The organism is uncultured Phyllobacterium sp., from assembly GCF_902479695.1.
GTDB classification, from domain to species: domain Bacteria; phylum Pseudomonadota; class Alphaproteobacteria; order Rhizobiales; family Rhizobiaceae; genus Phyllobacterium; species Phyllobacterium calauticae.
In genome coordinates, this window is sequence record NZ_CABSQF010000006.1 from 19,781 (window position 1) to 45,777 (window position 25,997).

General features: G+C 60.2%; 25 protein-coding genes. 8 read left to right on the top strand and 17 right to left on the bottom strand.

Going from position 1 to position 25,997, the window contains the following annotated elements; genetic code table 11:
• Positions 1–48 precede the first annotated feature (48 nt).
• From RDL77_RS05495 to RDL77_RS05515, 5 genes are read left to right on the top strand one after another with little or no spacing between them, the layout of a single operon-like run.
• Positions 49–930, top strand: coding sequence for a carbohydrate ABC transporter permease (locus RDL77_RS05495; RefSeq protein ID WP_288192078.1), 882 nt, complete (start codon positions 49–51; stop codon positions 928–930).
• Complete coding sequence (locus RDL77_RS05500; protein WP_288192079.1) at positions 930–1,775, top strand: carbohydrate ABC transporter permease; 846 nt, start codon at positions 930–932, stop codon at positions 1,773–1,775. Before RDL77_RS05495 ends, RDL77_RS05500 begins: the two co-directional genes overlap by 1 nt.
• Complete coding sequence (locus tag RDL77_RS05505; RefSeq protein ID WP_288192080.1) at positions 1,772–2,794, top strand: SIS domain-containing protein; 1,023 nt, start codon at positions 1,772–1,774, stop codon at positions 2,792–2,794. Before RDL77_RS05500 ends, RDL77_RS05505 begins: the two co-directional genes overlap by 4 nt.
• Before the next feature lie 4 nt (positions 2,795–2,798).
• Positions 2,799–3,734 carry a PfkB family carbohydrate kinase gene (locus RDL77_RS05510; RefSeq protein ID WP_223614736.1) on the top strand — a complete coding sequence of 312 codons (936 nt, stop codon included), beginning with the start codon at positions 2,799–2,801 and terminating at the stop codon, positions 3,732–3,734.
• Positions 3,731–4,807 (top strand): ABC transporter ATP-binding protein, encoded by a 1,077-nt coding sequence (locus RDL77_RS05515; RefSeq protein ID WP_288192081.1) that lies wholly within the window; start codon positions 3,731–3,733, stop codon positions 4,805–4,807. Before RDL77_RS05510 ends, RDL77_RS05515 begins: the two co-directional genes overlap by 4 nt.
• Here RDL77_RS05515 and RDL77_RS05520 read toward each other — a convergent pair.
• From RDL77_RS05520 to RDL77_RS05585, 14 genes are all read right to left on the bottom strand, one after another.
• Complete coding sequence (locus tag RDL77_RS05520; protein ID WP_105733355.1) at positions 4,804–5,706, bottom strand: AraC family transcriptional regulator; 903 nt, start codon at positions 5,704–5,706, stop codon at positions 4,804–4,806. The genes RDL77_RS05515 and RDL77_RS05520 overlap by 4 nt on opposite strands.
• A gap of 136 nt (positions 5,707–5,842) precedes the next feature.
• The gene (locus RDL77_RS05525; RefSeq protein ID WP_288192082.1) at positions 5,843–6,769 is read right to left on the bottom strand and encodes an ABC transporter ATP-binding protein; all 927 of its coding nucleotides are present in this window, start codon (positions 6,767–6,769) and stop codon (positions 5,843–5,845) included.
• A complete protein-coding gene (locus RDL77_RS05530) occupies positions 6,766–7,581 on the bottom strand; it encodes an ABC transporter ATP-binding protein (RefSeq protein WP_288192083.1) in 816 nt (271 codons plus the stop codon). Before RDL77_RS05530 ends, RDL77_RS05525 begins: the two co-directional genes overlap by 4 nt.
• Complete coding sequence (locus RDL77_RS05535) at positions 7,578–8,456, bottom strand: ABC transporter permease (protein ID WP_288192173.1); 879 nt, start codon at positions 8,454–8,456, stop codon at positions 7,578–7,580. Before RDL77_RS05535 ends, RDL77_RS05530 begins: the two co-directional genes overlap by 4 nt.
• Positions 8,457–8,471: 15 nt before the next feature.
• Complete coding sequence (locus tag RDL77_RS05540; RefSeq protein ID WP_105733352.1) at positions 8,472–9,449, bottom strand: ABC transporter permease; 978 nt, start codon at positions 9,447–9,449, stop codon at positions 8,472–8,474.
• Positions 9,450–9,504: 55 nt separating this feature from the next.
• Positions 9,505–11,157: an ABC transporter substrate-binding protein gene (locus RDL77_RS05545; RefSeq protein ID WP_288192084.1), complete on the bottom strand. Its 1,653-nt coding sequence runs from the start codon at positions 11,155–11,157 to the stop codon at positions 9,505–9,507.
• A gap of 33 nt (positions 11,158–11,190) precedes the next feature.
• Positions 11,191–12,216 carry a glycoside hydrolase family 3 N-terminal domain-containing protein gene (locus tag RDL77_RS05550; protein ID WP_288192085.1) on the bottom strand — a complete coding sequence of 342 codons (1,026 nt, stop codon included), beginning with the start codon at positions 12,214–12,216 and terminating at the stop codon, positions 11,191–11,193.
• Positions 12,217–12,254: 38 nt separating this feature from the next.
• Positions 12,255–12,734, bottom strand: coding sequence for a GNAT family N-acetyltransferase (locus tag RDL77_RS05555; RefSeq protein ID WP_288192086.1), 480 nt, complete (start codon positions 12,732–12,734; stop codon positions 12,255–12,257).
• Positions 12,735–12,986: 252 nt separating this feature from the next.
• Positions 12,987–13,358: a YbaN family protein gene (locus RDL77_RS05560; protein ID WP_288192087.1), complete on the bottom strand. Its 372-nt coding sequence runs from the start codon at positions 13,356–13,358 to the stop codon at positions 12,987–12,989.
• 95 nt (positions 13,359–13,453) lie between these two features.
• Positions 13,454–13,879 carry a hypothetical protein gene (locus tag RDL77_RS05565; protein ID WP_223614728.1) on the bottom strand — a complete coding sequence of 142 codons (426 nt, stop codon included), beginning with the start codon at positions 13,877–13,879 and terminating at the stop codon, positions 13,454–13,456.
• Between the two features lie 167 nt (positions 13,880–14,046).
• Complete coding sequence (locus tag RDL77_RS05570; RefSeq protein WP_223614727.1) at positions 14,047–14,745, bottom strand: hypothetical protein; 699 nt, start codon at positions 14,743–14,745, stop codon at positions 14,047–14,049.
• A gap of 414 nt (positions 14,746–15,159) precedes the next feature.
• Positions 15,160–16,206 (bottom strand): glutamine synthetase beta-grasp domain-containing protein, encoded by a 1,047-nt coding sequence (locus RDL77_RS05575; RefSeq protein ID WP_223614726.1) that lies wholly within the window; start codon positions 16,204–16,206, stop codon positions 15,160–15,162.
• A 122-nt stretch (positions 16,207–16,328) separates the two neighbouring features.
• Positions 16,329–16,532 (bottom strand): hypothetical protein, encoded by a 204-nt coding sequence (locus tag RDL77_RS05580; protein WP_288192088.1) that lies wholly within the window; start codon positions 16,530–16,532, stop codon positions 16,329–16,331.
• A gap of 37 nt (positions 16,533–16,569) precedes the next feature.
• Entirely contained in the window at positions 16,570–16,824 is a 255-nt protein-coding gene (locus RDL77_RS05585) for a hypothetical protein (RefSeq protein ID WP_223614725.1), read from the bottom strand.
• Positions 16,825–17,062: 238 nt separating this feature from the next.
• On the opposite strand from RDL77_RS05585, the gene RDL77_RS05590 reads away from it, so the two are divergent.
• From RDL77_RS05590 to RDL77_RS05600, 3 genes are all read left to right on the top strand, one after another.
• Positions 17,063–17,620 carry a TetR/AcrR family transcriptional regulator gene (locus RDL77_RS05590; RefSeq protein ID WP_223614724.1) on the top strand — a complete coding sequence of 186 codons (558 nt, stop codon included), beginning with the start codon at positions 17,063–17,065 and terminating at the stop codon, positions 17,618–17,620.
• Positions 17,621–17,918: 298 nt separating this feature from the next.
• Positions 17,919–18,851: a hypothetical protein gene (locus RDL77_RS05595; RefSeq protein ID WP_288192089.1), complete on the top strand. Its 933-nt coding sequence runs from the start codon at positions 17,919–17,921 to the stop codon at positions 18,849–18,851.
• A 593-nt stretch (positions 18,852–19,444) separates the two neighbouring features.
• On the top strand, positions 19,445–20,533 hold the full coding sequence (locus tag RDL77_RS05600) for a porin (RefSeq protein WP_223614722.1): 1,089 nt from the start codon (positions 19,445–19,447) through the stop codon (positions 20,531–20,533).
• A gap of 82 nt (positions 20,534–20,615) precedes the next feature.
• Here RDL77_RS05600 and RDL77_RS05605 read toward each other — a convergent pair whose 3' ends face one another.
• The 3 genes from RDL77_RS05605 to RDL77_RS05615 are packed head-to-tail and all read right to left on the bottom strand — an operon-like array spanning position 20,616 to position 25,929.
• Positions 20,616–23,705: an efflux RND transporter permease subunit gene (locus RDL77_RS05605; RefSeq protein ID WP_288192090.1), complete on the bottom strand. Its 3,090-nt coding sequence runs from the start codon at positions 23,703–23,705 to the stop codon at positions 20,616–20,618.
• Complete coding sequence (locus RDL77_RS05610) at positions 23,702–24,787, bottom strand: efflux RND transporter periplasmic adaptor subunit (RefSeq protein WP_288192091.1); 1,086 nt, start codon at positions 24,785–24,787, stop codon at positions 23,702–23,704. Before RDL77_RS05610 ends, RDL77_RS05605 begins: the two co-directional genes overlap by 4 nt.
• The gene (locus RDL77_RS05615) at positions 24,784–25,929 is read right to left on the bottom strand and encodes an efflux RND transporter periplasmic adaptor subunit (protein WP_288192092.1); all 1,146 of its coding nucleotides are present in this window, start codon (positions 25,927–25,929) and stop codon (positions 24,784–24,786) included. Before RDL77_RS05615 ends, RDL77_RS05610 begins: the two co-directional genes overlap by 4 nt.
• Between the last annotated feature and the right edge of the window lie 68 nt (positions 25,930–25,997).

The following is a 25,997-nucleotide window of genomic DNA, read 5'->3' on the forward strand; positions in this document are numbered from 1 at the left end:
GCCGCCCGTATCTTTCTCAATGATTGATAGTGTGGCAGGCTGCTTTTCATGACGAGCAATTGGATTACGACACGCGCGTGGCTCCTGATGCTGCCACTTCTCATCGTCATGATTGCGATTATCGGCTGGCCGCTGGTCGATACCGTGCGCCTTTCCTTCACCGATGCCAAACTGGTCGGCACGGCAGGCGGCTTCGTTGGCCTCGACAACTACGTGAAAATGCTGTCCGGCGCGAATTTCCAGCGGACCCTCGTTACCACCACGCTGTTCGCCGTGCTTTCGGTCGCAGCCGAAATGGTGATCGGCGTTCTCGCCGCGCTGCTCCTGAACCAGCAGTTCTATGGCCGCTCCGTCTTGCGGGCGCTGATGATCCTGCCATGGGCCCTGCCCACGGTGGTCAATGCCACCCTGTGGCGGCTGATCTACAACCCGGAATATGGCGCGCTCAACGCGGCGCTCACGCAGATCGGCCTTCTCGATACCTATCGCTCTTGGCTCGGCGAGCCCGGCACGGCGCTGACCGCCCTCATCGTTGCCGACTGCTGGAAGAATTTTCCGCTGGTGGCATTGATCGCGCTTGCTGCGCTGCAGGCCGTGCCGCGCGATATCACCGCCGCGTCGATGGTGGACGGTGCCGGCGCCTGGGCCCGGTTCCGTTTCGTCATCATGCCCTATCTCGCCGGCCCGCTGATGGTGGCGCTGGTCCTGCGCACCATCGAAGCATTCAAGGTCTTTGACCTCATCTGGGTGATGACGCGCGGCGGCCCGGCCAACAGCACCCGCACCCTGTCCATCCTTGTGTATCAGGAAGCCTTCTCGTTTCAGCGCGCAGGGTCCGGAGCGTCGCTTGCCCTGATCGTCACGCTTCTCGTCACCGTTCTTGCCGTCGCCTATGCCGCCTTGATCCGCAAAAGCGCAGGAGCCTCCTGATGGAACGCCGCAGCCTGACAGCCACGATCCTTGTCCATGCCGCGGCACTTTTTCTGGCGGCAGTCATCCTTGCGCCGGTGGTCTGGCTGTTCATCATGAGCATTTCGTCGACCACCGACCTCATCACCAAGCCGCTGCGCTGGTGGCCCGAAACCATCGACCTCTCACGCTATGGCGTTCTCCTGTCGAGCGTCGCCAACAGCGCCGGGGAGGCATTCGTCGCCTCGCTTTTCAACAGTCTCAAAGTGGCAGGCATGGCAACAGCGGCGGCACTTGTTGTCGCCATACCCTCGGCCTGGGCGGTGTCGCGCACGCCAAGCGTCGGCTGGTCCCTCTATGCGGTCATCGCCACCTACATGCTGCCGCCGGTCGCTCTCGCCGTTCCACTCTATATGGCCCTCTCGGCCCTCGGTCTTCTCAACAATGTTTTCGGACTGGCCCTGGTGTATCTGACCATCCTTGCGCCCTTCACCACATGGCTGATGAAATCCGGCTTCGATTCCATTCCGCGCGAAATCGAAAGCGCGGCGACGGTCGATGGCGCGCGGCTTGACCAGATCCTGCGCCTGATTACCCTGCCGCTTGCTGCGCCTGTTATGGCGACGGCAGCTCTCTTTGCCTTCCTGCTCGCCTGGGATGAATTCTTCTATGCCCTGCTGTTCACCTCCGACCAGCGGGCCAAGACCCTCACCGTCGCCATCGCCGATCTTGCAGGCGGCCGGGTCTCCGATTACGGACTGATCGCCACAGCGGGTGTGCTGGCCGCCCTGCCGCCGCTGATCATCGGTCTGTTCATGCAGCGTGCCCTGATTTCGGGCCTGACCAATGGCGGCGTCAAGGGATGAGCATGACATCTGACCAGAACCGGCCCGCCGGCCTTGTGGCGATCGAAAAGGAAATGGCGCGGCAGAATGCCGATGCAATCGCTTCCTTCGAAGCGGCAAAGCCGCTTGCCGCGACAATCGTCCAGTCGCTGCGCAAGACCGGACGCCTCCTGCTGCTCGGCATGGGCGGCTCCCACGCGGTCAGCCGGGCCGTCGAGCCCCTCTATCGCAGCCTGGGGATCGATGCGGTGGCGCTGCCCCTGTCGGAACAGCTCGGGCAGCCGGTGCCGATCAGCGGCAAGACAGTGTTTGTAACGTCCCAGTCCGGTGAAAGCGCCGAAGTGCTGCGCTGGTTTGCCGAGGCGGGCGTGGCGCCCGATACGTTCGGCCTGACGCTCGAAGGCGGATCGACGCTGGCCCGCACCGTGCCCTCGCTCGTGGGTGCCGGCGGCACCGAAAACGCCTTTGCCGCCACCCGCAGCCTGACCGTCAGTTTTGCGCTGCATCTTGCTGTTTTGACAGCGCTTGGCGATGATCCCGCGGCAGCGCTCGAGCGCCTTCAACGCGGTGACACAGCGCAGATTGATGCGGCCGTCAAAACACTCTCCGATGTTTCCTCGGTGGTAACATCGGGGCGCCGTTTGCAGGGCGTTGCCGAAGCCATAGCGCTCGGCCTCACCGAACTGTCGCGCATCCCCTGCTTCTCGCTGGAAGGCGGGCAATTGCGGCATGGGCCGATGGAAATGCTCGGACCGAAGGTCGGTGTCGTGCTGTTCCGCGGCAAGGATGCCACCGCCGGGCTGGTTGCCGGAATGGCCGTGTCCGCGTGCGAAGCAGGATCGCCTGTGGTGGTGTTCGACGCCTCGGGCGAAAAGCCGATTGATGGCGTTACCACCGTCAATGCCGGAGAAGCCGCCGGGATCGCCGCCATTTTCGCGCTGCTGCCCGCCGCGCAGCATTTCATGATCGCCTTTGCCGGTGAACGGGTCGCCGATGTCGGAACGCCCGTGCGCTCCACCAAGATTACGCGGAGCGAGTAGGAACATGCGCCCGCTGGCCGTCATTGGAAATGTCAACGTGGACCTGATCCTCGGCCCTGCCGACCCCTGGCCGACGCCCGGCACCGAGATCATGGTCGATTACGACGAACTGCGTGTCGGCGGTTCGGCCGGCAATTCGGCTTTGACCTGGGAAGGGCTCGGCATCGACTTCCAGATCGCCGCCAATGTCGGCAGCGACCAGTTCGGCCAATGGCTGCGCGAAGAATTCGGCGTGCGCGGCCAGCGCTGGCCTGTTGCCCCGATGGGAACAACCCTGTCCGTCGGTATTACCCATCCCAATGGCGAGCGCACGTTCTTCACGACGCGCGGCCATCTCGGCGCCCTGTCCTGGCCGGATGTGCTCGCCATGCTGGACACGCACCAGTTGCGCGGCGGTTATGTCCTCCTGTGCGGTTCGTTCCTGACCGATGCGCTGGTTGCGGACTATGATGCGCTGTTTGACTGGGCCGATGCCAACGATATCCGCGTCGCGCTCGATACGGGCTGGCCAGCCGGCGGCTGGAGCGACGCCAACCGTGCGGCGACCCGCCGATGGCTGTCACGCTGTCACTGCGCCCTGTTCAACGAGGTGGAAACAACGCGGCTGGCCAACAGCATCGAGCCCGCAGACGCGGCGCGCACGCTGAAGGCGCTGATGCCGGAAAACGCCATCGTCGTGGTCAAATGCGGATCGGACGGTGCCCTGGCCATCGGTCCGGACAATCAGCTGGTGACGACCGATGCACCGATGGTGTCCGTTGCCGACACGATCGGCGCCGGTGATGTTTTCAATGCGGCCTTCCTGGCCGCCCTTGCCCGGGAAATGCCCCTGCAACACTGCATCGCCGCCGGTGTCCATGTGGCGTCCAAAGCCATCTCGACCGTACCCCGCCGCTATGACAGCCACGACCTCGACACCACGCCGGAGAATGCGCAATGAGCGCCCTTGAACTCATCGACATCAGGAAACGCTACGGCGTCATCGAAACCCTGAGAGGTATTGACCTGTCGCTTGCCAGCGGCGAGTTCCTGGTGCTGCTCGGCTCCTCCGGCTGCGGCAAGTCCACGCTCCTCAACATCATTGCAGGGCTGGCGGAAGCAACGGAAGGCGATGTGCGCATCGGCGACCGCTCCGTGACCGGCGTGCATCCGAAGGACCGGGACATCGCCATGGTGTTCCAGTCCTATGCGCTCTATCCGAACATGTCGGTGGCACGCAACATCGGCTTCGGGCTGGAAATGCGCAAGGTTCCGGCGGCCGCACGCACGGACGCAGTGCGCAAGACCGCAAAAATCCTGCAGATCGAAAACCTGCTTGAACGCAAGCCTTCCGAACTTTCCGGCGGCCAGCGCCAGCGCGTCGCCATCGGCCGGGCTCTGGTGCGCGATCCGCAGATTTTCCTGTTCGACGAGCCGCTGTCGAACCTCGATGCGAAACTGCGCATGGAAATGCGCACCGAACTGAAGCGCCTGCACCTGATGCTGGGGACGACGATTGTCTATGTCACCCATGACCAGATCGAAGCGATGACGCTGGCAACCCGCATCGCCGTGATGCGCGACGGCCAGATCGAGCAATTGGCAACGCCTGATGAGATCTACAACCACCCGGCCACCCGTTATGTCGCCAGCTTCGTCGGCTCGCCGCCGATGAACATGCTGGAAGCCACGGTGGCCGAGGGCATTGCCCATATTGACGGATCGCTGAGCGGCTTTGCGCTTCCCGCCGATATCCGGGAAAAGGCCGGTCAGGCACGCGATGTCGTCATCGGCATCCGCCCCGAAAGCCTGAGCCTTGCTCCGGCTGGTGACGCGGCGCTTGGCATCGATGCCATGGTCGAGGTGGTGGAGCTGACCGGCCCCGAACTGGTGGTTACGTCAACCATCGGCAGCCAGCGCCTGACCGCCAGCCTGCCGCCGAAATCGGCGGTGACAGCCGGGATGGCCCAGCGCTTTGCCATCGATGCCGGTGCCCTGCACATTTTCGACAAGGCGACCGGTAGGCGGCTCTAGCCTTCCAGCAGATAGTCCGGCATGTCCTTCAGCCGGGCGATATCGCGCAGCGGCGGCTGGCCGAACAGGCGCGCATATTCGCGGCTGAACTGCGAGGGGCTGTCATAGCCCACCGCGTGGCCCGCCGTTGCCGCGTCCAGCGACTGGCTGAGGATGAGCCGCCGTGCTTCCTGCAGCCGCAATTGCTTCTGGTATTGCAGCGGGCTCATCGACGTCACCGCCTTGAAATGCTGATGGAAGGAGGACGGGCTCATATTGGCTTCGGAGGCCACATGCTCGATGCGCAGCGTCTTGCGGAAATTGCGCTTGATCAGTCCGATGGCCTTGTTCACCTGATGCAGACGGCTTTCCGACTGGGCGATCTGGCGCAGGCGGCCGGACTGTTCGCCCGTCAGGAGCCGGTAGAGCAGTTCACGCTCGGTCAGCGGCGCCAGCATGGAAATGTCCTTCGGCGTATCGAGAAGGCGGACGAGCCGCACGACATTGTCGAGCAGGTCCGGCCCCATCGGATTGAGCGACATGCCGCGGTCGGGCAGCTGGTTGCTGAAACTTTCCTTCGGTGCTTCCAGCAGCAATGCGCTGAGCATGGTGGGATCAAGGTCAAGGCGCAGCGACAGATAGGGCTCGTCTTCCGACGCTTCGATGACATGACCCACAATCGGCAGATCAACCGAAACGGTCAGATAGGTCGCCTTGTCATAATAGTAGACCTCGTCACCCAGCATGGTGCGCTTGCGGCCCTGGGCGATCACACAGACCGCCGGTTCATGCACCACATGGTTCGGCTCGGTCGGCGCCGTGGCACGGGCGAGGTTCAGGCGCGGAATATCCGTCGAAAACAGCCCATCGGCACCCGTGTGCTTTTCGATCAATTGTGCAAGCTCGGTAATTTTGTCCACGGCAGTTCTCCTCGGGTAATGCCCACCCTATCTAGGTGTCATCACGCGCGCGAACCAGAGCCGAACCGCCAGCTTTGATCCGCTTTGGAGGATTGTGCAATCATCCGGCAGTTTTGGTCAATCGCGACGGCGCGCTTTACGCCGCCCTGCCGCTTGCGATCTGGCGGATGAAATGGCCGGGCTCGATAGCGACGATGCGATCCTGCGGCACCGCTGACAAGCGCCGGACTTCGTCGACATCGGCCGCCTTCAATTGCGCCTTCGGATCGTCGAACCGCATCTCCGGATCGGGCACCGCCGACAGGAGAAGCCGGGTGTAGGGATGCTGCGGGTTGTCGATGACCTTGTTGACATTGCCCCATTCGACGATCTGTCCGGCATACATGACGACAATGTCCTCGGCGACGTAGCGGGCAGTAGCGATGTCATGGGTGATATAAAGCAGCGCAAGCTTCATGTCCCGCTTCATCTCGTTGAGCAGGTTGAGCACGCCGAGACGCACCGAGACATCCAGCATGGATGTCGGCTCATCCGCCACGATCACTTCGGCGCCGACCGCCAGCGTGCGGGCGATGTTGACGCGCTGGCGCTGTCCGCCCGACAGTTCATGCGGGTGTTTGCGCGCGACGATTTTCGGATCGAGCTTGACCCGGGTCAGCAGTTCCTCAATGGCAGCATCGAGCTGTTTTCCCCGCAGATCGCGCCGGTGCAACTGCAGCGGGCGGCGCAGGTGATAGTCGATTGTATGGGCCGGATTGAGCGAGGAAAACGGATCCTGGAAGATCATCTGCACCGAGCGGCGATAGGCGGCGAGCGCCTTGGCGTTGTCGGTCGCGACAGGTTTGCCCTTGAACAGCAGCTGGCCTTCGCTTGGCATGTATTCCCGCATCACCAGCCGGGCGCAGGTGGTCTTGCCGCTGCCGGATTCACCGACCAGCGCAAGGGTCCGGCCGGCATGCAGCTCGAAGGAAACCGACTGCGCCGCATTCACCTTGAAGGGCGCGGTGCCAAAGGACTTCGACACGCGGTCGAGCGCAAGGATGGCGGTTTGCGGATCGCTCATATCGATACCTTCTCCATCACCGGTTCTCCGTGCAGCGACGGGAAGGAAGCCCAGAGCTTTTTGGTATAGTCGTGCTGTGGCGCGCCATAGATGTTTTCCGCGGTGTTCTGCTCCACGAGCCTGCCCGCCAGCATGATGCCGATGCGGTCGCAGAACTGCACCATCAGGCCGAGGTCATGGGTGATGAACAGCACGGAAAAGCCGAAGGTACGGCGCAGCTCGTTGATGCGCTGCAGGATTTCGCGCTGCACCACCACATCGAGCGCGGTGGTCGGCTCGTCCATCACGACGATCTTCGGATTGAGCGCAAGGCAGATCGCAATAACGATACGCTGGCGCATGCCACCGGAAAACTGGTGCGGATAGTCCTTCATCCGGTCGGGCGGAATATCGACAAGACGCAGCATCTCCGCCGTCCGCTCGCGCGCCTGCGCCCGGTTCATCTTCTGGTGCGTGCGCAGCACGTCATAAAACTGTTCCTGAATGCGCAGCACGGGATTGAGCGAATTCATGGCGCTCTGGAACACCATGGCAACTTCACGCCAGCGGAAATCCCGCAACTGCGCCGGGTTGAGATCAAGCACATCCCTGTCCTCGAGCAATATCTCGCCGGACCGGATCAATGCCGGCGGCTTGTGCAGCCGGCTGATGGCAAAGGCGATGGTGCTCTTGCCGCAACCGGATTCTCCGGCAAGACCAAAGACTTCCCCGCGGGCGACGTCGAAGCTGACATTGTCCACTGCGCGAAAATCCGTGCTGTCGCCGATATAGTCGATGGTGAGGTTTTTCACCTGAAGCAGCGGTGCGGTCACAGGCGGCCCTCCCCGGAGCTGATCAGTGCCGACCAGCGGCTCATGCTGTTTCCCGTGCGAAGGCGCGGATTGGCGATCTCGTCGACGGCAAAGTTCAGCAGCGACAGGCCGATCCCCAGCAGCGCGAGGGCGAAACACGGGGTCAGGATATCCCACCAGGCGCCGACGGACAGGGCTGACGCTTTTTGCGCGTTGTACAGCATCATGCCCCAGGACACGGTCTTGGGATCGCCAAGGCCAAGGAACTCCAGCGTTGCTTCCGTGATGATCGCGAAAATCACGCTGCCGATGAAATTGATGCCGACGATGGAAATCAGATTGGGGAAGATTTCAAAGGTCATGATACGCCAGCGCGGCTCGCCCATCATTTCGGCCGATTTGACAAAATCCTTCTGCTTGACCGACAGGGTTTCGGCGCGGGTTACGCGCGCGCCCCAGGCCCAGGACGTGCAGCCGAGGATAATGGCAATGACCAGCGGGCTGGCCTGACCGATGAAGGAGGCAAGCACCAGCAGCAGCGGCAGGTTGGGCACCACCAGCACCATATTGGTGAAGAAGCTGATGACTTCATCCGTCTTGCCGCCGCGATACCCGGCAATGATGCCGAGCGCCGTGCCCAGCACCGTAATCAGGAGCCCGGCGCCGAAACCGACGGCAAGCGATGTCCGCGCCCCGTAGATCAACCGGGCAAAGACATCCTGGCCGATGCGTGTGGTGCCGAGCCAATGCTCGGCCGATGGCGGCTGGTGCGGCCGGCCGACGCGCGCTGCCGGGTTATACTCTGTCAGCAGCGGTGCCGCGAGGGCGATCAGGACGATGATCAGAAGAATGATCATGCCGACCAGGGCCTTGCGGTTGCGGACAAGTCCGGCGATGAGAGGTTGCATGGCTCATGTCCTCCGCAGGCGCGGATCGAGCAGCACATAGCTGATATCCACGATGAAATTGGCGACAAGCATGGCGATGGTCATGATCAGGAGCTGGCCCTGAATGACGGGATAGTCGCGGGCGAGAATGGCCTGGTAGAGGATGTTCCCGAGGCCGGGATAATTGAACACGACTTCGGTGACCAGCGAACCGCCGAGCACCGTGCCGATGGCGATGGCAAGGCTGCTGACCGTTGGCAGCAGCGCATTGCGCGCCGCATACCAGATCATCACCCGGCTGTCGGAAAGCCCCTTGGCCCGCCCCATGACGATATAATCCTCGCCAAGAAGGTTGATCATGTTGTTGCGCATGGTGACGGCAAAACCACCGGTCAGCACCGTGCACAAGGTCAGCATCGGCAGGATGCCGTGATAGAGAACGCTGAGGATATAGGTCAGGGAGAACGCGGGATCGAGCGCCGGATCGGCGGAATAGCCGGTCGGGAACCAGTTGAGCGTGAAGCCGAAGAAGAAGAGCACGATCAGCGACGTGACCACCGCCGGGACGGAGGTGGCGAAGATCGCACCGACGGACACGACGACGTCGAAGACACTGCCGCGCCGCCAGGCGGCGAGAATGCCGAGGAATGTCCCGAGCGTGAAACTGATCAGTGTGGCGGTTCCCATCAGGGCCACGGTCCAGATCAGGGCATGGCCGAGAACCTCCGTTACCGGCAGCGGAAAATATTTGATCGACCGGCCGAGATCGCCCGTGAAAATGCTCTTGAGATAAGTGAGGTACTGCTGCCAGAGCGGCCCGTCGACGAAGCCGAAAGTCAGTTTCAGCGACGCGAGATTTTCCGCCGACAGTTCCGTGCCGGTGCTGGAAAACATGATCTGGATCGGATCCCCCGGCATCAGGCGCGGCAGGAAGAAATTGATCGTGGCAGCCGCAATGAAGGCAGCCAGATAGAATCCGAGGCGTCGAAGCAAAAAGGCCATATGCATCTCCCATCGCGGCGGGGACAGGTTTCACCCGTCCCCACATGTGCGATGCCTATTTGACCGGCTCAAGCGCCAGAAGGTGGATGAGACGCGCCGGATTGTTGCGGGTGATCGACGGATTGACGAAGGGGTGCTCCTTTGTCGACCAGCCGCTGAACCGCTTGGTGTTGTACTGATACCAGTTCGGATTGTTGAACACCGGCATCATCGGCAGGTTTTCCGCAACAATGCGCTGGGCCTTGTTCATCACGGTCTTCTGTTCTGCCGGATCAGCGGTCCGTGTGAAATCGACCAGCAGCTTGGCGAGATCAGGATTGAACCAGCGCTGCGCGGTAAAGCGGGTCTTGCCCTTGTCCTGCTCGTTATAGGCACGCTGATAGGGATAATAGGGTGAGGCCGCCGCCGGCAGGCTGTTGATGGCCATGTCGAAATTGCCATTGATCAGGTTACCCGACCAGACCGCTTCTTCCGGCGTTGCAATCTTCACATCGAGCCCGGCCGCCTGCATGCCTTCAATGGCGATCTGCACCGTGTCGATCCAGTCCGTCCAGGCATTGGGCACGATCAGCGAGAACGACAGCTTTGTGCCATCGGGGTTGTCACGGAAGCCGTCGCCGTCCTTGTCCACATAGCCCGCCTCGTCGAGCAGGGCCTTGGCCGCGTCCGTGTCATATTTGCCGTATTTGCCGAAGTCGGTCAGCACAGACGGATCGGACCAGTTCTTGTACAGTTCGCCCATGCCCGAGGGATCGTCATTCAGCGTGGGATAACCGTAACCGGCCACGTCGATCATGCCCTTGCGGTCCAGCGCCATGCTGACGGCGCGGCGGAATTTCACGTCGTTGAAGGCCTTGCGGTTGTTGGCGTTGGCCGTTTCCAGATTGAACAGGAAAGCAACCATGCTGCCCGGCGTGTACCAGTAGTGGAAGTTCTTCGGGTCCTTGGCTACATAGGTGTTCTCGATATCCGGCAGGAACGACACACCCCAATCGAGCGTACCATTGGCGGTTGCGGTCAGGATCTGGTTGTTATCGGCCAATTGCGGGAAGCGCATACAGTCGATCTTGAGGTCCTTGGCATCCCAGTAGTTCGGATTGCGGCACTGGTCGTAGGTCTGGCCGGTGAACCGGGCAATCTCGGTCATCGGGCCACTGCCGACCGGATTCTCGTTGGCGAAAGTCACCGGATCGGCAATATCCTTCCAGACATGTTCCGGAATGATCGGAACCTGCACCAGCTGGTCGGCGGCCAGCGAGCTTGGATTGACCAGCGTGAAACGAATGGTCTGCGCATCGACAACCTCGACGCCGCTGATGAATTTCCAGATGCTGACGAAATCCAGCGCAGGGAACTTCTGCAGATAGTCATAGGTGAATTTGACGTCGGCCGAGGTCAGCGGCTTGCCATCCGACCATTTCATGTCCGGCCGCAGCTTGAACTCGATGCTCTTCAGATCGTCCGCCAGCTTGAAACTTTCGGCGAGGCGATAGTTCGGCTTGTTGTTGTCGAAGCGGTTGAAGACGACGAGCGGCTCATAAATGAAATCAAGCGTGCTCTGACGGGCCGACGTCTGGTTGAACGGATTGAAATTGCGCACCCAGGTGGTGGCCGGCTCGATGTTGACGGTCAGCACCGTCTGCGCCATGGCAGGCGCAGACAGGAGCATCATTGCAGAAGCTGCTGCAAACAGACGGTTTCTCGACATGCGTATTCCCCTGTTTTTATTGATTAAAGACGATCAGCTGACCAGTGCACCTGCAAACATGTCTTCCACTTCCGCATGCACCGCCTTGACATCGACTTTCAGCGATCCAAGCCGGGCATTGGCGGCGGCGATGCGGCGGGCGGCGTCTGCGGTCAGCGGGCGGGATGCCTTCGCCGCCGCTTCGCTGTCCGCAAGATCGCCATGGCTGTGCAGCGCAATATCGAAGCCCGCGTCGAGAACCTGCGCGACGCGTTCCGGCATGGTGCCGGTCAGAGAATTCATGAAAATGCAGTCGGAGACGAGGACACCGTCATACCCCAGGTCCTTGCGGATGACATCCAGCATGACGGGCGAGACGGAAGCGGGCTGCTCCTTGTCATAGGCCGAATAGACCACATGCGCCACCATCGCCCAGGGCGTATCCTTGAGATCGATGAACGGCTTGAAATCCGTTGCAAGGAGGGTTTCCTTGCTCGCATCGACGACCGGCCGCTCCTTGTGGGAATCCAGCGTGGCGCGGCCGTGGCCCGGGATGTGCTTCATGACCGGCATGTTGCCCGTCTCCAGCAAACCGTCGATGACCTCGCGGCCGAGCAGCGTCACGAGTTCCGGATCAGCCCCGAACGACCGGGCGCCGATGACGTCGCTTGTGGTATCGAACACCAGATCGAGCACCGGCGAGCAACCGCTGGACAGTCCAAGCTCGGTCATCATGGTGCCCATGGCACGGGAAGAGAGCCGCAGCGCCTTTCGTGCCAGCTCAAGATCATGCCGTGCGAGACGGGCAAACTCGCCAAAACTGCGGAACAGCGGCCACGGGCCGGCGTCGAGATGCTGAACGCGGCCACCCTCCTGGTCGGTGAAGACCGGCGCATCGGCACGCCCGACAGCCTCGCGGAAGCTTTCGATCAATGCCTTGACCTGCTCGGGCTCACGCTGGTTGCGGCGGCCGACAAAGAGGCCGAGCGGGTTGGTCTCGCGAAACAGCGCGATCTCATCGGGTGACAGGACCGGGTTGGGAATGCCGACGAACAGGGCGAGAGGCAATTGGCTGGACACTGTATTCACTCCATGGGAACTGTGATTGGGGATAGGCTTCAGGTTCGCTTGGCGCGCAACATGCCCTGATAGATGCCTTTGTTTTCGGCTGGGATTTCGATGGCGCCGGCGGCCTTCACGTAGAAGTCCACCGGACCGGCATCACCGATGAACGCATAGGCATGGCCGAGCGTTTTCATGGTTTGCAAGGCGGCTGAAAAGAGGGCAAGGCCGAAGCCCTTCCCCTGCTTGTCGGGATGGACGCCCGTCGGGCCGAAGAAGCCGCGCGCTATCGCGTCGTAGCAGGCAAATCCTGCAAGCGCGCCATCCTCGATGGCGATGAGACAGGCCGAGGGCTGGCGGGTGATGGCAACCGTGACTTCGCTGGCCCAATTGGCACTGAAATGTTCGCGGACCCAGTCCGTGACCAGTTGTGCCTCGGGCGCGAGCACCGGACGGATGGTCACAGCAACGCCGTCAGCCTTGGTCTTCAGTTCGGCCAGCTTGTCGGTGTACAAGCTTACGAGTAAATCAGACACCGCTGCTCCTCATCCAAATAATTCCATTGTAATGGAATATATCCCCTTTTAATGTAATAGAGTTGGATTTTTTGCGCGCGCTTGTCAACTGTTTTTCGGGGCGGCATCTCGCCCGCGTCCCCACTGTCCACCCGATTCCTGCAACTTCCGGTTTCGCGCGATCCCGCTTATCCGCAGGACGGAACCTCCCTGCATCGCCGACGGGACGTCAATGGCCTTGAATGGGCGTTTCGATTCGCACGAGGTCGCCCGTCATTTCCCGGTCGGGCGGGAAACGACATAAATGGCGCAGGCGATGAGGAACAACATGACGACACCGCCGAGAAGCGGCGTCGGCCGCGCAAAATACCAGAAGGAGCCATAACCGAACGCCATGCCGCCGCAGGCAATCCATTTCACCCGGAGCGGAATGGTGCCATGGCGCTGCCACTGCACCAAAGTCGGGCCGAAGACCGGGTGTTCCAGCAGCCATTTCTCGAAACGCGGCGAAGAACGGCCGAAACACCAGGCGGCGATGATCAGGAAAATGGTGGTGGGCATGACCGGAAGGAGCGCGCCGATAAAGCCGAGCGCAACCATCACCCAGCCAAGCGCGAAATAAAACGCGCGTCGCGTTCCGTTCATCCTGCCCGCTCCTTCGCTAGCCCTTCGCGATACGAGAAGCGGTTTATCCGGTGGCGATGCGGTTGTCAGCCGGCAACCGCATCAACCCTATTGTTTCAAAGACCAAAATGCCCCTTCAGGCCCGGAACCGATGCAACGATCTTATCGACCAGCTGCGGATCGGCGGATTGCTTGGCATGGGCGATCACGGCGGTACCCGCCTGCTGAATCTGCTCCACCGTCAAGCCGCTGGCCTTGAGCGCCGCCATGCCATTGACCAGCGCGCCGACTTTTTCACCCGCAGCGCCGCTGAGAAAACCGGTTATGCTGGAGATGAGCCCGCCCGACTGATTGCCGGCAGCCATGACGTCGAAACTCTGCGCCAACTGGGCCGCGCCCGGCATCTTGGCAAAAAGGCTGGCTGCCTGTTCCGGAGCTTCATGCTGGAGCACGGACAACACGGTTCCTGCCGCCTTTTCCGCTGCCTGCGGATCGAGATTGGCTTGGGTGGCTATGGTGTTCACCAGATCCTGGATCGGCATGGCATTCTCCTGTTTGCGAGCGCAGAGCCGGATATTATACCGCCTCTGTGAGCGTTGGATGACGCCAGAAAAGCCACGACGTTGCAAGCAGAAACGCCCGGACAGGCAATTGAGCCGTCCGGGCGTGCTTGGAATTCAATCGCGGCCTGCCGAATGGCAGGCTGTTCCTATTCAGACTTCAGGCGGGTGTTGCATGCACTCCAGTATTGCGGCCATGTCTGGCCGGCAACCTTGTTGGCAGCCTTTGCCTTCTGCCACTCATCGCCGCATTCGCGAATGCGGGAACGGAATGCGATTTCACCGGCAGACAAAGGTTTGCCGTTGGCGGCGGTTTCGGTTGCTGCGCCCGCTTTGCCGGCGGTCGCCTTGGCTGGCGCGGCGGCCGGTTCCGGCGGCATTGCCGCATCGGATTTGTCGGCCTTGAGGCTGTCGCTGCACGCCGACAGGAACTGCGGCCACTTCTGATCCTTCAATGTACCGGCGGTTTTGGCAGCCTGATACTGGGTGCTGCATTCCTTGGTCACCGCTTTGGCCGACATGGTTCCGGCTGCTGCCGGCGCTGCTGCCATTGCCGGCGTTTTGGCCGGCTTGGTGGCGTCCTGAGCCTGCTTGACCGCCGGTGCCGTGGCCGCAGGAGCCGGTGCCGCAGCATCGGTCTTCAGGCTCGCACTGCAGGTCGACAGGAACTGCGGCCATTTCTGGCCATTGAGCGTACCGGCCTGCTTGGCCGCATTGTACTTCGTGCTGCACTCTTTGGTGACAGACTGGGCAGCAGTGCTCGCTGCGGATGCAGGGAGGGCAAATAGTGTCAATCCGGCGCCGACAATCACCGATGCGGCGAGCGTATGTGTCAGAAACTGGTTCATCTTCACATGTTCCTTGCGATCTGGTTCGCGTTTCCCCCGGGCACGCACCATGCGTTCCGGTTTAACAATGCCTTGATGCCTCCCGTCCCTGGGGAGTGAAGCGCATTTTCAACGCACCACTCGAAGTCATCAAGTGGAATCTGCACGTCGATTGTGGCTGAAAATGTCTCGCTTCCAGGAATATTTGCAGGTGAATTGCGCATCAGCGTGACCCGGCATGATTGATCCATGGCATTGCAAACACAGCATGATCTTCTCACTTACTGATTGCAAGTGAGTTCATATTCTACCGGAGGTATGGCAAAGGGGTGGCTGCGAACAGGCCTGCAGCCGGCTTCGGATCTCGATCGATTTCCATCGCTCATCCGAGGGGAGCGGCATGGCGCGGGAAAACCCGCGCCATGCCAGAACAACTTAAGCGACGGCAGCGAGCCTGTCTTCGACCGGTTCCGGAACCGATGCGATCGTGCGCAGAATCTGCGACGCGATCTGGTAGGGATCGCCCTGGGAATTCGGACGGCGATCTTCGAGGTAGCCCCGATAGCCATTGGCGACAAAGCTGTGCGGCACGCGGATCGACGCACCACGATCGGCGACGCCATAGCTGAACTGATGGATGGACTGGGTCTCGTGCTTGCCGGTCAGGCGCAGATGATTGTCCGGTCCGTATACGGCAATATGCTCATCGCAGGCGGCTTCGAACGCAGCCATGACCTGTTCGAAATAATCTTTGCCGCCGACTTCGCGCATATAGTCCGTCGAGAAGTTGGCATGCATGCCGGAACCATTCCAATCGGTATCACCGAGCGGCTTGCAATGGTATTCGACGTCGATACCGTACTTTTCGCACAGACGCTGCAGGAGATAGCGCGCCATCCAGATTTCGTCCGCGGCCTTCTTGGAGCCCTTGCCGAAAATCTGGAATTCCCACTGTCCCTTGGCCACTTCGGCATTGATGCCTTCGTGGTTCAGACCGGCAGCAAGGCAGATATCGAGATGTTCTTCGACGATCTTGCGGGCGACATCGCCGACATTGCTGTAGCCGACGCCCGTATAATAGGGGCCCTGGGGCGCAGGGAAGCCGGCCTCGGGGAAGCCGAGCGGGCGGCCGTTCTTGTAGAGGAAATATTCCTGTTCGAACCCGAACCATGCGCCTTCATCGTCATTGATGCTTGCACGCGTATTGGAAGGATGCGGTGTCTTGCCATCGGGCATCATCACTTCGCACATCACGAGAACGCCATTCTTGCGCTCGCTGTCCGGATAGACGGCAACCGGCTTCAAAACGCAATCCGAACTTCTGCCCTCGGCCTGCATCGTCGAACTTCCGTCGAAGTTCCAGAGAGGCAGCTGTTCCAGTTTGGGGAAAGCATCGAATTCCTTGACCTGCGTCTTGCCGCGAAGGTTGGGGACCGGCGTGTAACCGTCGAGCCAGATGTATTCGAGTTTGTATTTTGTCATTATGGCTTCTCTCATAGGTAGTTGTGCGTGCTGATCCTTTTTGCCGGTGCTGCGCCCAATCGTGCGCCATCACCTGCGGATACACTACCCAAAGCAATTTGCGTGCCACTTTCGGCGGAGGCTTAATTGCGGGCCCGCCCGGAGGCGTAAAAACAGCAAATGATGGCTTGCCAGCAAACAAAACCGGGCCGCCAAGACAAACAGCCGCGCTCAACAATTGCACATTGTCTGCCGATATTTTGTGCAACTGCGAAAATCCTGTGCAGCACCGCTTGCTGCAAAACAAAACCGGCAGCTCCATGGGAACTGCCGGCGATCATTTGCATTGGCAATCCGTGGACTGCCCGAACTCCAACCCGAACGCTAAACGGACCCTTCGCAGCAGGCCGAGCGAACGCGCGCGCCCATGGCAAGCAGGCTCTTGGATACCGCGGGTTGATCCACCGTAAACGGGCGCTGCCAATTATTGGATGCGACAGCTTCAATATTTTTTCGCGCCACAGATTTCATAAGGAGTTCAAGCTCGCTGCGGGTCACATGGTCAGCGCGCATGACGGCGTTGATCATGGGATCTGATAAAGCTTCAGCAAGGGTAAGATCGGCATATGTCTGTGGCATGATGCTCTCCTTCTGTGCGGCAACGGCGCCGCAATAACGAATAGAATGGTAAATCAGTACTTTTGTAAGGCGTCGGCCCGAACACCAATTTGAAAAATTGACATGAGAACCAAATGCGTGTTACCGGTAAGTAACAACCCATAGTTACTGGACGGTAACATCTATGTCAAGCGCGCCTACGCAGGAAATTTCGAAACCTCACGATACTGTTATATCAGGGGAATCCAACGGCAGCCGAATGCCGCCGCGCGCCCGCATCGTGGCCAGCGCCATCGAGCTGTTTCGCCAGCAAGGCATCAAGGGCGTTGGTGTCGACGCGATTGCCGAGGCCGCCGATTCCAACAAGATGACGCTGTATCGCCACTTCGGATCGAAGGACGACCTGATCTGCGAGTGCCTCAAACAGGTTTCCGCACGGCGCGAACAGATCTGGCGCGATCTGGAAACGGCCTTTCCGGATGATCCGCTTGCGCAGATACGCGGCTGGATTCATGAAGCCGCCGAATGCGTGTTCAGTGATCCGCGCGGCTGCGACCTGGCCAATGCCGCCATTGAACTCAAGGAAGCGAATCACCCCGCTTTCAAAGTGATCGTCGATGCCAAGAAAGTGCACAAGCAGCGCCTGATCGACCTTTGCCGCATGGCAGGGGTCACACAGGCCGAACAATTGGCGGATGCGCTTGTGCTGCTTGTCGAGGGGGCCCGCGTGTGCGGCCAAAGTGCTGGCGTGGAAGGTCCTCAGCAACAGTTGAAGCGGGCGTGCGACGCCATGATTGCCGCCTATTCCGCCAAGTGACGGCTAGAGACGCCCTGTCTTTACCGTCCCAAACCTGACCATCCAGCCGAGACCAGTCGCGCAGCAGGCAAGACCGCTTGCGTGGGGGTGGAGGTAATTTCTGTACCCGGGGAAGCCAGACCACACGCGAGGCGTGCCGTTTGATTCACGCACTTGTTATCAGCGTTCATCGCAGGACCATGTACATTGCGTGATCAGGACAGGGCTCCCCGACACCCGCCGAACCAACTGCCCGCAAAGGGCAAAACGACACTGGTGCAAATCCAGACGGAGTGGCAATCGAATGGGAATAGCCTTCATGAACGACCGGATGCCCGAAACCCTTCCCTTCATAAGTCATGAAACACGTTCCGAGTGGCTGCTGCAGCGCGTCGCGATCCTGCGTCAGCATCCCAATTTCAGCGAAGCAGCGGCGGACTATGCGGACGACGCCGTCGGAATTTTTGAAGGCCGTTACATGGCCAACAAGGTCATGGCGAATGTCGCCCGGCAAGTCATCTGCATGTCGATTCTCGCACTGCATTTCACCCGCGACAATGGACATCACGGCGCAACCATTTCCAGCATCCAGAACATAACGTCGAGCCTGAAGCTCTGCAGCAAGAACACCACCTCGGCGACAATCGATCTTCTGGAGAATATCGGGCTCGTCAGCCGCGTGCTCGACGAAACCGACCACCGGAACCATCTGATCCAGCCGACGGACAAGCTGATATCCGGCATGCGCAGGATTGTCGGCGTTGCCATCGCTGCGGCCGACAAATTGTTTCCTTCGAGACATTACCAGCAATTGATCGACGATACGGACGGCTTCCTCGAACGCTATTTCGCCTCCAGCCTGCATTCGCTGCTCAATGTCAGCACCATGATTTCCAACCTGCACAGTTCCCAACTCTTCGCCATCAGCGATGGCGGCGGAGTCCTGCTCTGCAAGCTGATGACAATGAAGGAACAGCAACCGGCAGACCGGGAGAATATCGTCAGCTTCCCCTATGATGAAATCGGCAATCTTTTCGGCGTGTCACGCACCCATATTCGCCGGCTTATGAAACGGGCCGAAGCGGAAGGGCTCGTTCGTCTGCTGGAAGACGGCGGCCGGCAGATCGAGATATTGCCGACCCTCAATGACGTTTTCGAAAACATGGTCGCCGCCCATATAGCCCGCGCCCAATTCGACATTCATCTTGCCAACGGGGATTACGATCTGTTGCCCATAGATCGCAACGCCTGAAGACCTTCGCTTGCGGAAAGCGCACTCGCCGCGCCACCCGATCTCGACCATCATGCTCAAAAGAAATGACCCTGCCCCTTGGAAAGGCAGGGTCGTTGAGCATTGACTGGAGATCAATTGAACTCATTTGCCTCCCTGTTCCACGCAGTTTTGCCGCATGAACGAGAATTTGCCGGTTCACGTTGCATCCGATTTTCCAGGCAGTCAAAGGATAAAACTGGTGGCTTTTTGCTACCAACTTTGCGCAGCCAAATTGCGCCGGACGCGGCTTTCCCGCGACATTTGCGGAAGATTGCGGTTTTCGTGAACGGGATTCGTCGGTGACCTATAGCAGGATGCGGACCTTACAAAGATTTGATTTGCATCGAAAAACAGTAAGCCGGCTGGGCGTTTCGCGCAGCCGGAAAGACAAGACCGACACGCCATGACGGCATTTTGCGTCGGGGTGACTGGTGCAAATTAGCAACATTGTGTCTGGTAGCAATATACCACCAGTTATGTCCTTTGACCAAAAGGGTACCAAAGTAAGACATAAGTGAGGCACCGCGAATTTGGCTTGCCCCTAGAACAATGATCCTTCACTGGAGATCGACATGAATATCAAAACTCTTCTTCTCGGCTCTGCCGCTGCACTTGTTGCAGTATCGGGAGCTCGCGCTGCAGATGCAGTTGTTGTCGCTGAACCAGAAGCCGTCGAGTACGTCAAAGTGTGTGACGCATATGGTGCCGGCTTCTTCTATATCCCGGGCACCGAGACATGCCTGAAGATCGGCGGTTACATGCGCTACGATGCCGGCGGCGGTGACGACCCATACAAGGGCGGACACATGGGCGGCCAGAACGACACCTATTACAAGCGTGCCCGTGCCGAGGTGCGTTTTGATGCCCGGACGGAAACCGAACTTGGCACATTGCGCTCCTACATCCAGACGCGTTTCCAGTATACCGATGGCAATCAGGATGGCGCGTCCATTCCGCAGGCCTTTATCGAACTGGGCGGCTTCCGCGTCGGCGTGGCCGACGAAATCTTCGGCTCGTGGGTCGGATATGCCGGTAACATCATCAATGACGACGTGATCCAGTACAACAGCTTTGCCAGCAACCAGATAAGCTACACATACAATGCCGGCAATGGCTTCTCGGCGATCATCGCCGCCGAGCAGGGCGAAGTGGATCAGGGTTACGATTACCGCATCGATGACTACATGCCCCACGTCCTCGTGGGTGCCAAGTACGAACAGGGCTGGGGAACGATCTCCGGTATCGCCGGTTACGACTCTGCCGTGGAAGAATGGGGCTTCAAGGCTCGTCTGGACGTCAAGTTCACCGACACGGTTTCCGCCTGGGTGATGGGTGCCTACCAGACCAACTATGACGACCAGTCCTTCAACACCAATGTCAACCGCAACTGGTTCGGCACGTGGGAAGGCGACTACGCCATCTGGGGCGGCCTGGCTGCCAAGGTTACCGACAAGGCAACCGTCAATGCGCAGGTTGCTTACGAAGAACAGGGCACGATTGCTGCTGCTTTGAACGTGGCTTACGAGCTTGTTCCCGGCTTCACGATCACACCGGAACTCAACTACACGAAGTTTGACGGCGCGCGTAAGGACTATTCCCTTGCCCATGGCGGCAATGACGATGCCTTCGGTGGTATCATCCGCTTCCAGCGCAATTTCTAGTCATCGCAAAGGCTGATTGTCCGGGGCCGCAAGGCCCCGGTTTTTTTATGGGCGGAACGCTGGCTCCGCCCGCCTCAACCAATCATGCATTTACGCTTGCCGGTTCCTGATGCCCTGCGGGCGGAACAGTATTGTCAGGCGCCTTGATGCGGAACCACGCGATGTAGAGTGCGGGCAGGAACAGAAGCGTCAGCACCGTACCCACGATAATGCCGCCCATCATGGCATAGGCCATCGGCCCCCAGAATATTTCCCGGGCAATCGGGATCAGCGCAAGGCTGGCCGCGGCCGCCGTCAGCATGATCGGCCGCATGCGATGCTCCGTCGCTTCGACCACAGCACTCCACGGATCCTTGCCTTCCCGCCGCAGATCCTCGATCTGGACGACAAGGATCACAGAATTGCGGATCAGGATGCCGATCAACGCCAGGACGCCCAGCAAAGCCACAAAGCCAAGCGGAGAATTGCTGGAGAGCAACGCGGCAACGACACCGATGATGGCCAGCGGCGCAACCGCGAAGACCAGGAACAGCCGCTGGAAGCTTTGCAACTGGATCATCAAAAGGGTCACCATGGCAAACAGCATGAGCGGAGCAACGGCTGCGATGGGCGCCTGGGCCTTGCCGCTTTCTTCCACCGCACCGCCAACGACAACACCGTAACCCGGCGGCAGCTTGCCTGCGAACTCGGCGACCTTGGGCGCCAGTTGCGTCACCACTGTTGCGGGCTGAAGGTCACCGACGATACCGGCCTTGAGCGTTATGGTGGGTTGGCGCGCGCGACGCCAGACCACCGACTGCTCCAGCTCGTAGCGGAAATTCGCAACAGCTGCAGCCGGCACGGACTGGCCGTTGCTGGTCGTCAGCTGGATGTTGCGAAGCTGGTCGATCGAGCCGCGTTCATCGGCGCGGGCGCGCACAACCACATTGATCAGATAGATGGAATCCCTGACCTGCGTGATCGTCGAACCGCCGACAACGGCATTGAGCGACGAGGCAATCGATTCCGAGGTGATCCCGAGCTGACGCGCCTTGTCCTGCAGCACGTCGACCTTGATGACGCGGGAGGGTTCGTTCCAATCGAAGGTGATGTCGCCGATGGATGGATTGCCGGCAATCAGATTGGCCATATCATGGGCGTAATCGCGCACCTTCTGCACATCCGGCCCGCTGACCCGGTACTGGACCGGACGGCCGACCGGCGGTCCGATATCCAGCAGATGGACAAAGGCGTCGGTGCTTGGGAACTCGTTCTTCAGCCATGCCTGCAACGTCGTCCGCAGCCGGTCGCGTGCCTCCAGGCTCTTCGTCACGATCACCGTCTGCCCGAAGAACGGATTTGACGGCTGCACGTCGAATGACAGGAGGAAGCGGATGGCACCCTGCCCGACATAGGAGCTCCAATGATCGATATCGGCGTTGCCGGCCAATTGCTCAGCCTCGAACTTGTCCATCTGCGCCTTGGTTTCAAGGATCGAGGCATTCTGCGGCAGGTTCCAGTCGACAATCAGCTCATGACGATCGGAGTTGGGGAAGAACTGCTGCTGGACGTGACCCATTCCGTACAGGGAAACCGCGAAAATCACGACGGTCGCGGCAATGGTCACCCAGCGGAACCGCATGCAGAGCAGGAGAATACGCTGGAACCACAGGGTAAACCGGCCGGGGTTCTCGTGCTTGTTCTTCATCGTCTTCGGCAGCAGCGTCACGCCGAGCAGCGGCGTGAAGATGACTGCCACGATCCACGAAACAACCAGCGATACGGCGATCACGACGAACAGCGTATAGGTGAATTCACCCGCCGCACTGCTGTTGAGGCCAACGGGAATGAAGCCGGATACCGTCACCAGCGTACCGGTCAGCATCGGAAAGGCAGTGTGTGTGTATACATAGGTGGCGGCCTTGCGCAGATTATCCCCTGCCTCAAGCCGCGCCACCATCATCTCGACGGCGATCATCGCGTCGTCGACGAGCAAGCCCAGCGCGATGATCAGCGCACCGAGTGAAATACGCTGGAGCGAGATGCCCATATATTCCATCACCATGAAGGTGATCGCCAGGACAAGCGGTATGGCCAGCGCAACCACGAAACCGGCACGCATGCCCAGGCTGACAAAGCTGACCGCCAGCACGATGGCCACGGCCTCAAACAGGGCGCGCGTAAAGCCGGATACCGCCTCCTCGACGATTTGCGGCTGGTCCGAAACCAGATTGACGCCAACGCCCACGGGCAGATCCGCCGTGATCTGCTGCATCTGCGCCTTGAGGTGTTCGCCAAACTTCAGGAGGTTGCCGTTCGGCTTCATGCCGATGGCAAGACCGATGGCTTCCTTGCCGTTCACGCGGAACAGGCTGGGCGGCGGATCGATATAACCGCGGGTAACCCGCGCGACATCGCTCAACCGGAAGAAGCGGTCATTGACGCGAAGATTGATGGCCTGCAGGCTCTTCTCCGACACGAACTGGCCGTTCACCCGGATCATCACCCGTTCAGGGCCGGTTTCGATGACGCCCGACGGGGTGATCGCATTCTGCGCCTGCAGGGTGCTGATGATGGCCTGCTGGTCCAGCCCGAGGGCCGCGACCTGCTTGGGCGAGAACTCCAGATAGATCGCCTCGTCCTGCGCACCCACAAGCTCGACCTTGCCGACATCGGGAACCGTCAGGATTTTCCGCCTGACGTCTTCGACGTAATCGCGCAGTTGCCGCCGGCTCAGCCCGTCGGAGGTAAAGCCGTAGACATTGCCATAGACATCGCCGAACTGGTCGTTGAAGAACGGCCCGACGACCCCTTGCGGAAACTGCGGAGAAATATCGCGGATCATGTTGCGGACGCGGATCCAGGTTTGCGTGACGGCATCGCCGCGCACCGTATCCTTGAGGTTGAGGAAAATCGTCGTCGATCCCGGCGAACTGACACTGCGGGTATAGTCCAGCGTATCGAGTTCCTCGAGCTTCTTTTCAATCCGCTCGGTGACCTGTGTCGTCGTGTCCTCGACCGACGCTCCCGGCCATTGGGCCGAGATCACCATGGTCTTGATGGTAAAGTTCGGGTCTTCCTCGCGGCCGAGATTGAGATAGGAGAAAATCCCGGCAATTGTGAAAACGATCATGAAATACCAGACGAGAGACCGGTGATCGAGCGCCCATTCCGAAAGGTTGAACTTCTTCATAGCGGTTTCCCGTCAGTCATCTTGATTTTCTGGCCTTCGACCAGGCTATGCGCCCCTGCCGTGGCGATCCGGTCACCGTCGGTCAGTCCGGACACGACAATGGCGTCCGCATTGGTGCGGTCTTCCAGTTTGACTTCCCTGGCCGAAACCGCCGCCTGCTTTTCATCGATCAGCCACACGAACGTCTTGCCATCCTTGTCGAAGATTGCCGTTGCCGGAATGCGGATGCGCGGATCCGCTGCGGTGGTGAGATAAGCCGTCACCGTGGTCCCCAAACGGAACCCTTCCGGCGGCTGCTGCAGCGTGATGCGGGTTCGGCGCGTGCGCGTGGCTTCATCCGCCTGCGGTGCGATTTCCCTGACAACACCTGCCGTCTGTATTGTCGGATCGGTCTGCAGGGAGACACCGAACCTGCTTCCCGCCTCGATCGCGCCGGCCACCGTTTCGGGAATATCGACCACCGCCTCACGGACATCAGGGCGTGCAACGACGGCCACCAGCTGGCCGGCGGTCACGGTCTGCCCGACATCGGCCTGCAGGGACGTCACCACGCCGTCGAAATCGGACCGCAGCACCGCATAGCCGAGTTCTTCGCGCGCCTTCGTCAGGTCAGCTTCCGACCGCACAACCGAGGCGACGGCGGCTTCATAGGCCTGCTGCGCCTGATCGACGACAGCTTCCGTCGCCGAATTCTGGCTGAGAAGCGCCTTCTGCCGGTCGGCCGTCGACGCGGCGTTGGCAAGCTGGGCCTTGATGGACGACAGGTTCGCCTGCGCTGCCTGCACCGCGAGTTCGAGCGCGAGCGGATCGATTGCCGCGATCTCCTGCCCGTTCGAAACCTGGTCTCCGACCGACACATCACGGCGCACGATGCGCCCGAGGGTGCGGAAGCCGAGCTGGGTTTCAAAACGCGGTTCTATCTTGCCGGCAAATCCCCGGACCTGCAGGGTTTGCGATTTGACGACGACCGACAGAACCGGACGCACGACATCCGGCTGCTTGGCCTCGCCTTCCTTCTGGCAGGCACTGAGAGCCACACCCAGACAGACAAGGCTTGCGCCGTAAACGAGAACACGCCTCATGACGGATCACCACTCTTGATTGCTACAATCTCGGTTGGCCGCAACCTGGTTCCGCCTGTCGTCACCACCTGTTCGCCTGCCTGCAATCCGCCGCCAATCGCGACAGACAGCGACTCGTAAGCCGTCACGGTCACGTCGCGCAGGTCGACGGCGTTTGTTTGCGGATCGACGACCCAAACGGCCGGCTTGCCATTGTCCGAGGTCAAGACCGACGATGGCAGAACAGCCGCCTTGACGGCCGGCAATTTGACCGTTCCGATCACCACGGAACCAAGAGCCATCTGAGGCGTCGGGTTCTGCACCGCCACCTTGACCCGCACGGTGCCGGAGGCATCGTCCACCGTCGGAGAGACCTCGCGGATAATGCCTGTGGCCGTTATGGCGGGGTTGTCGAACAGAATAATCTGGATCTGCTGATCGCCGATGCTGCGCGTGACCAGTCCCTCATAGACATTGAAAATCGCGTCGCGCGGACCATCCACCGCCACCGTGAACGCAGTCGATGCGATCTGCGTCACCTGCCCCACCTCGATGTTGCGCGCGGTAACCACGCCGGAAGCGTCGGCTTTCAACTCGGTATAGGACAGAGTTTCGCGCGATGTCTGCAGTTGCGCCCTGGCTGCATCGAGCGAGCCCTGTGCCGTGCGCTGGGCTTCCTCGGCACCGTCATAGGCGCTCCTCGTGGTGAAACCCTGTGCGAGCAGCGCTTTTTGCCGGTCGAAGGCGGAGGTGGTCTGGCGGAGTTGCGCCTCGGCGGAACGGACCGCCGCATCGGACGCGGCAACGTCGGCCTGCTGCTGGGTCGGGTCGATACGCGCCAGCACGTCGCCGGCAGCAACATGGTCACCCACATCCACAAGCCGTTCGGTCACCTTCCCGCTCACCCGGAACGAAAGATTGCTGTCGATCTTCGCCCGTATTTCACCGGTGACCGAAACACTCTGCGCATAATCCGTGAACACGATCTTGGCGACATTCACCTGGGCCGGCGGCTTCTGTTCAGCCGCTTTTTTCGGCTGGCAACCGGCCAGCAGGGCAAGCCCCAAAATCATCACCAGCAGCCTGGGCACGGCAGACACATCATACCGTTGCCGCTGGCGCTCAACCACAAATCCGGAGGAGAAAAAGTCAGGCCGCATCATTCAACCAATCCATGAAAAGGTGTGGCGGGTATATTATTGACTGATCGTTCAGTCAATGTATAATGTTG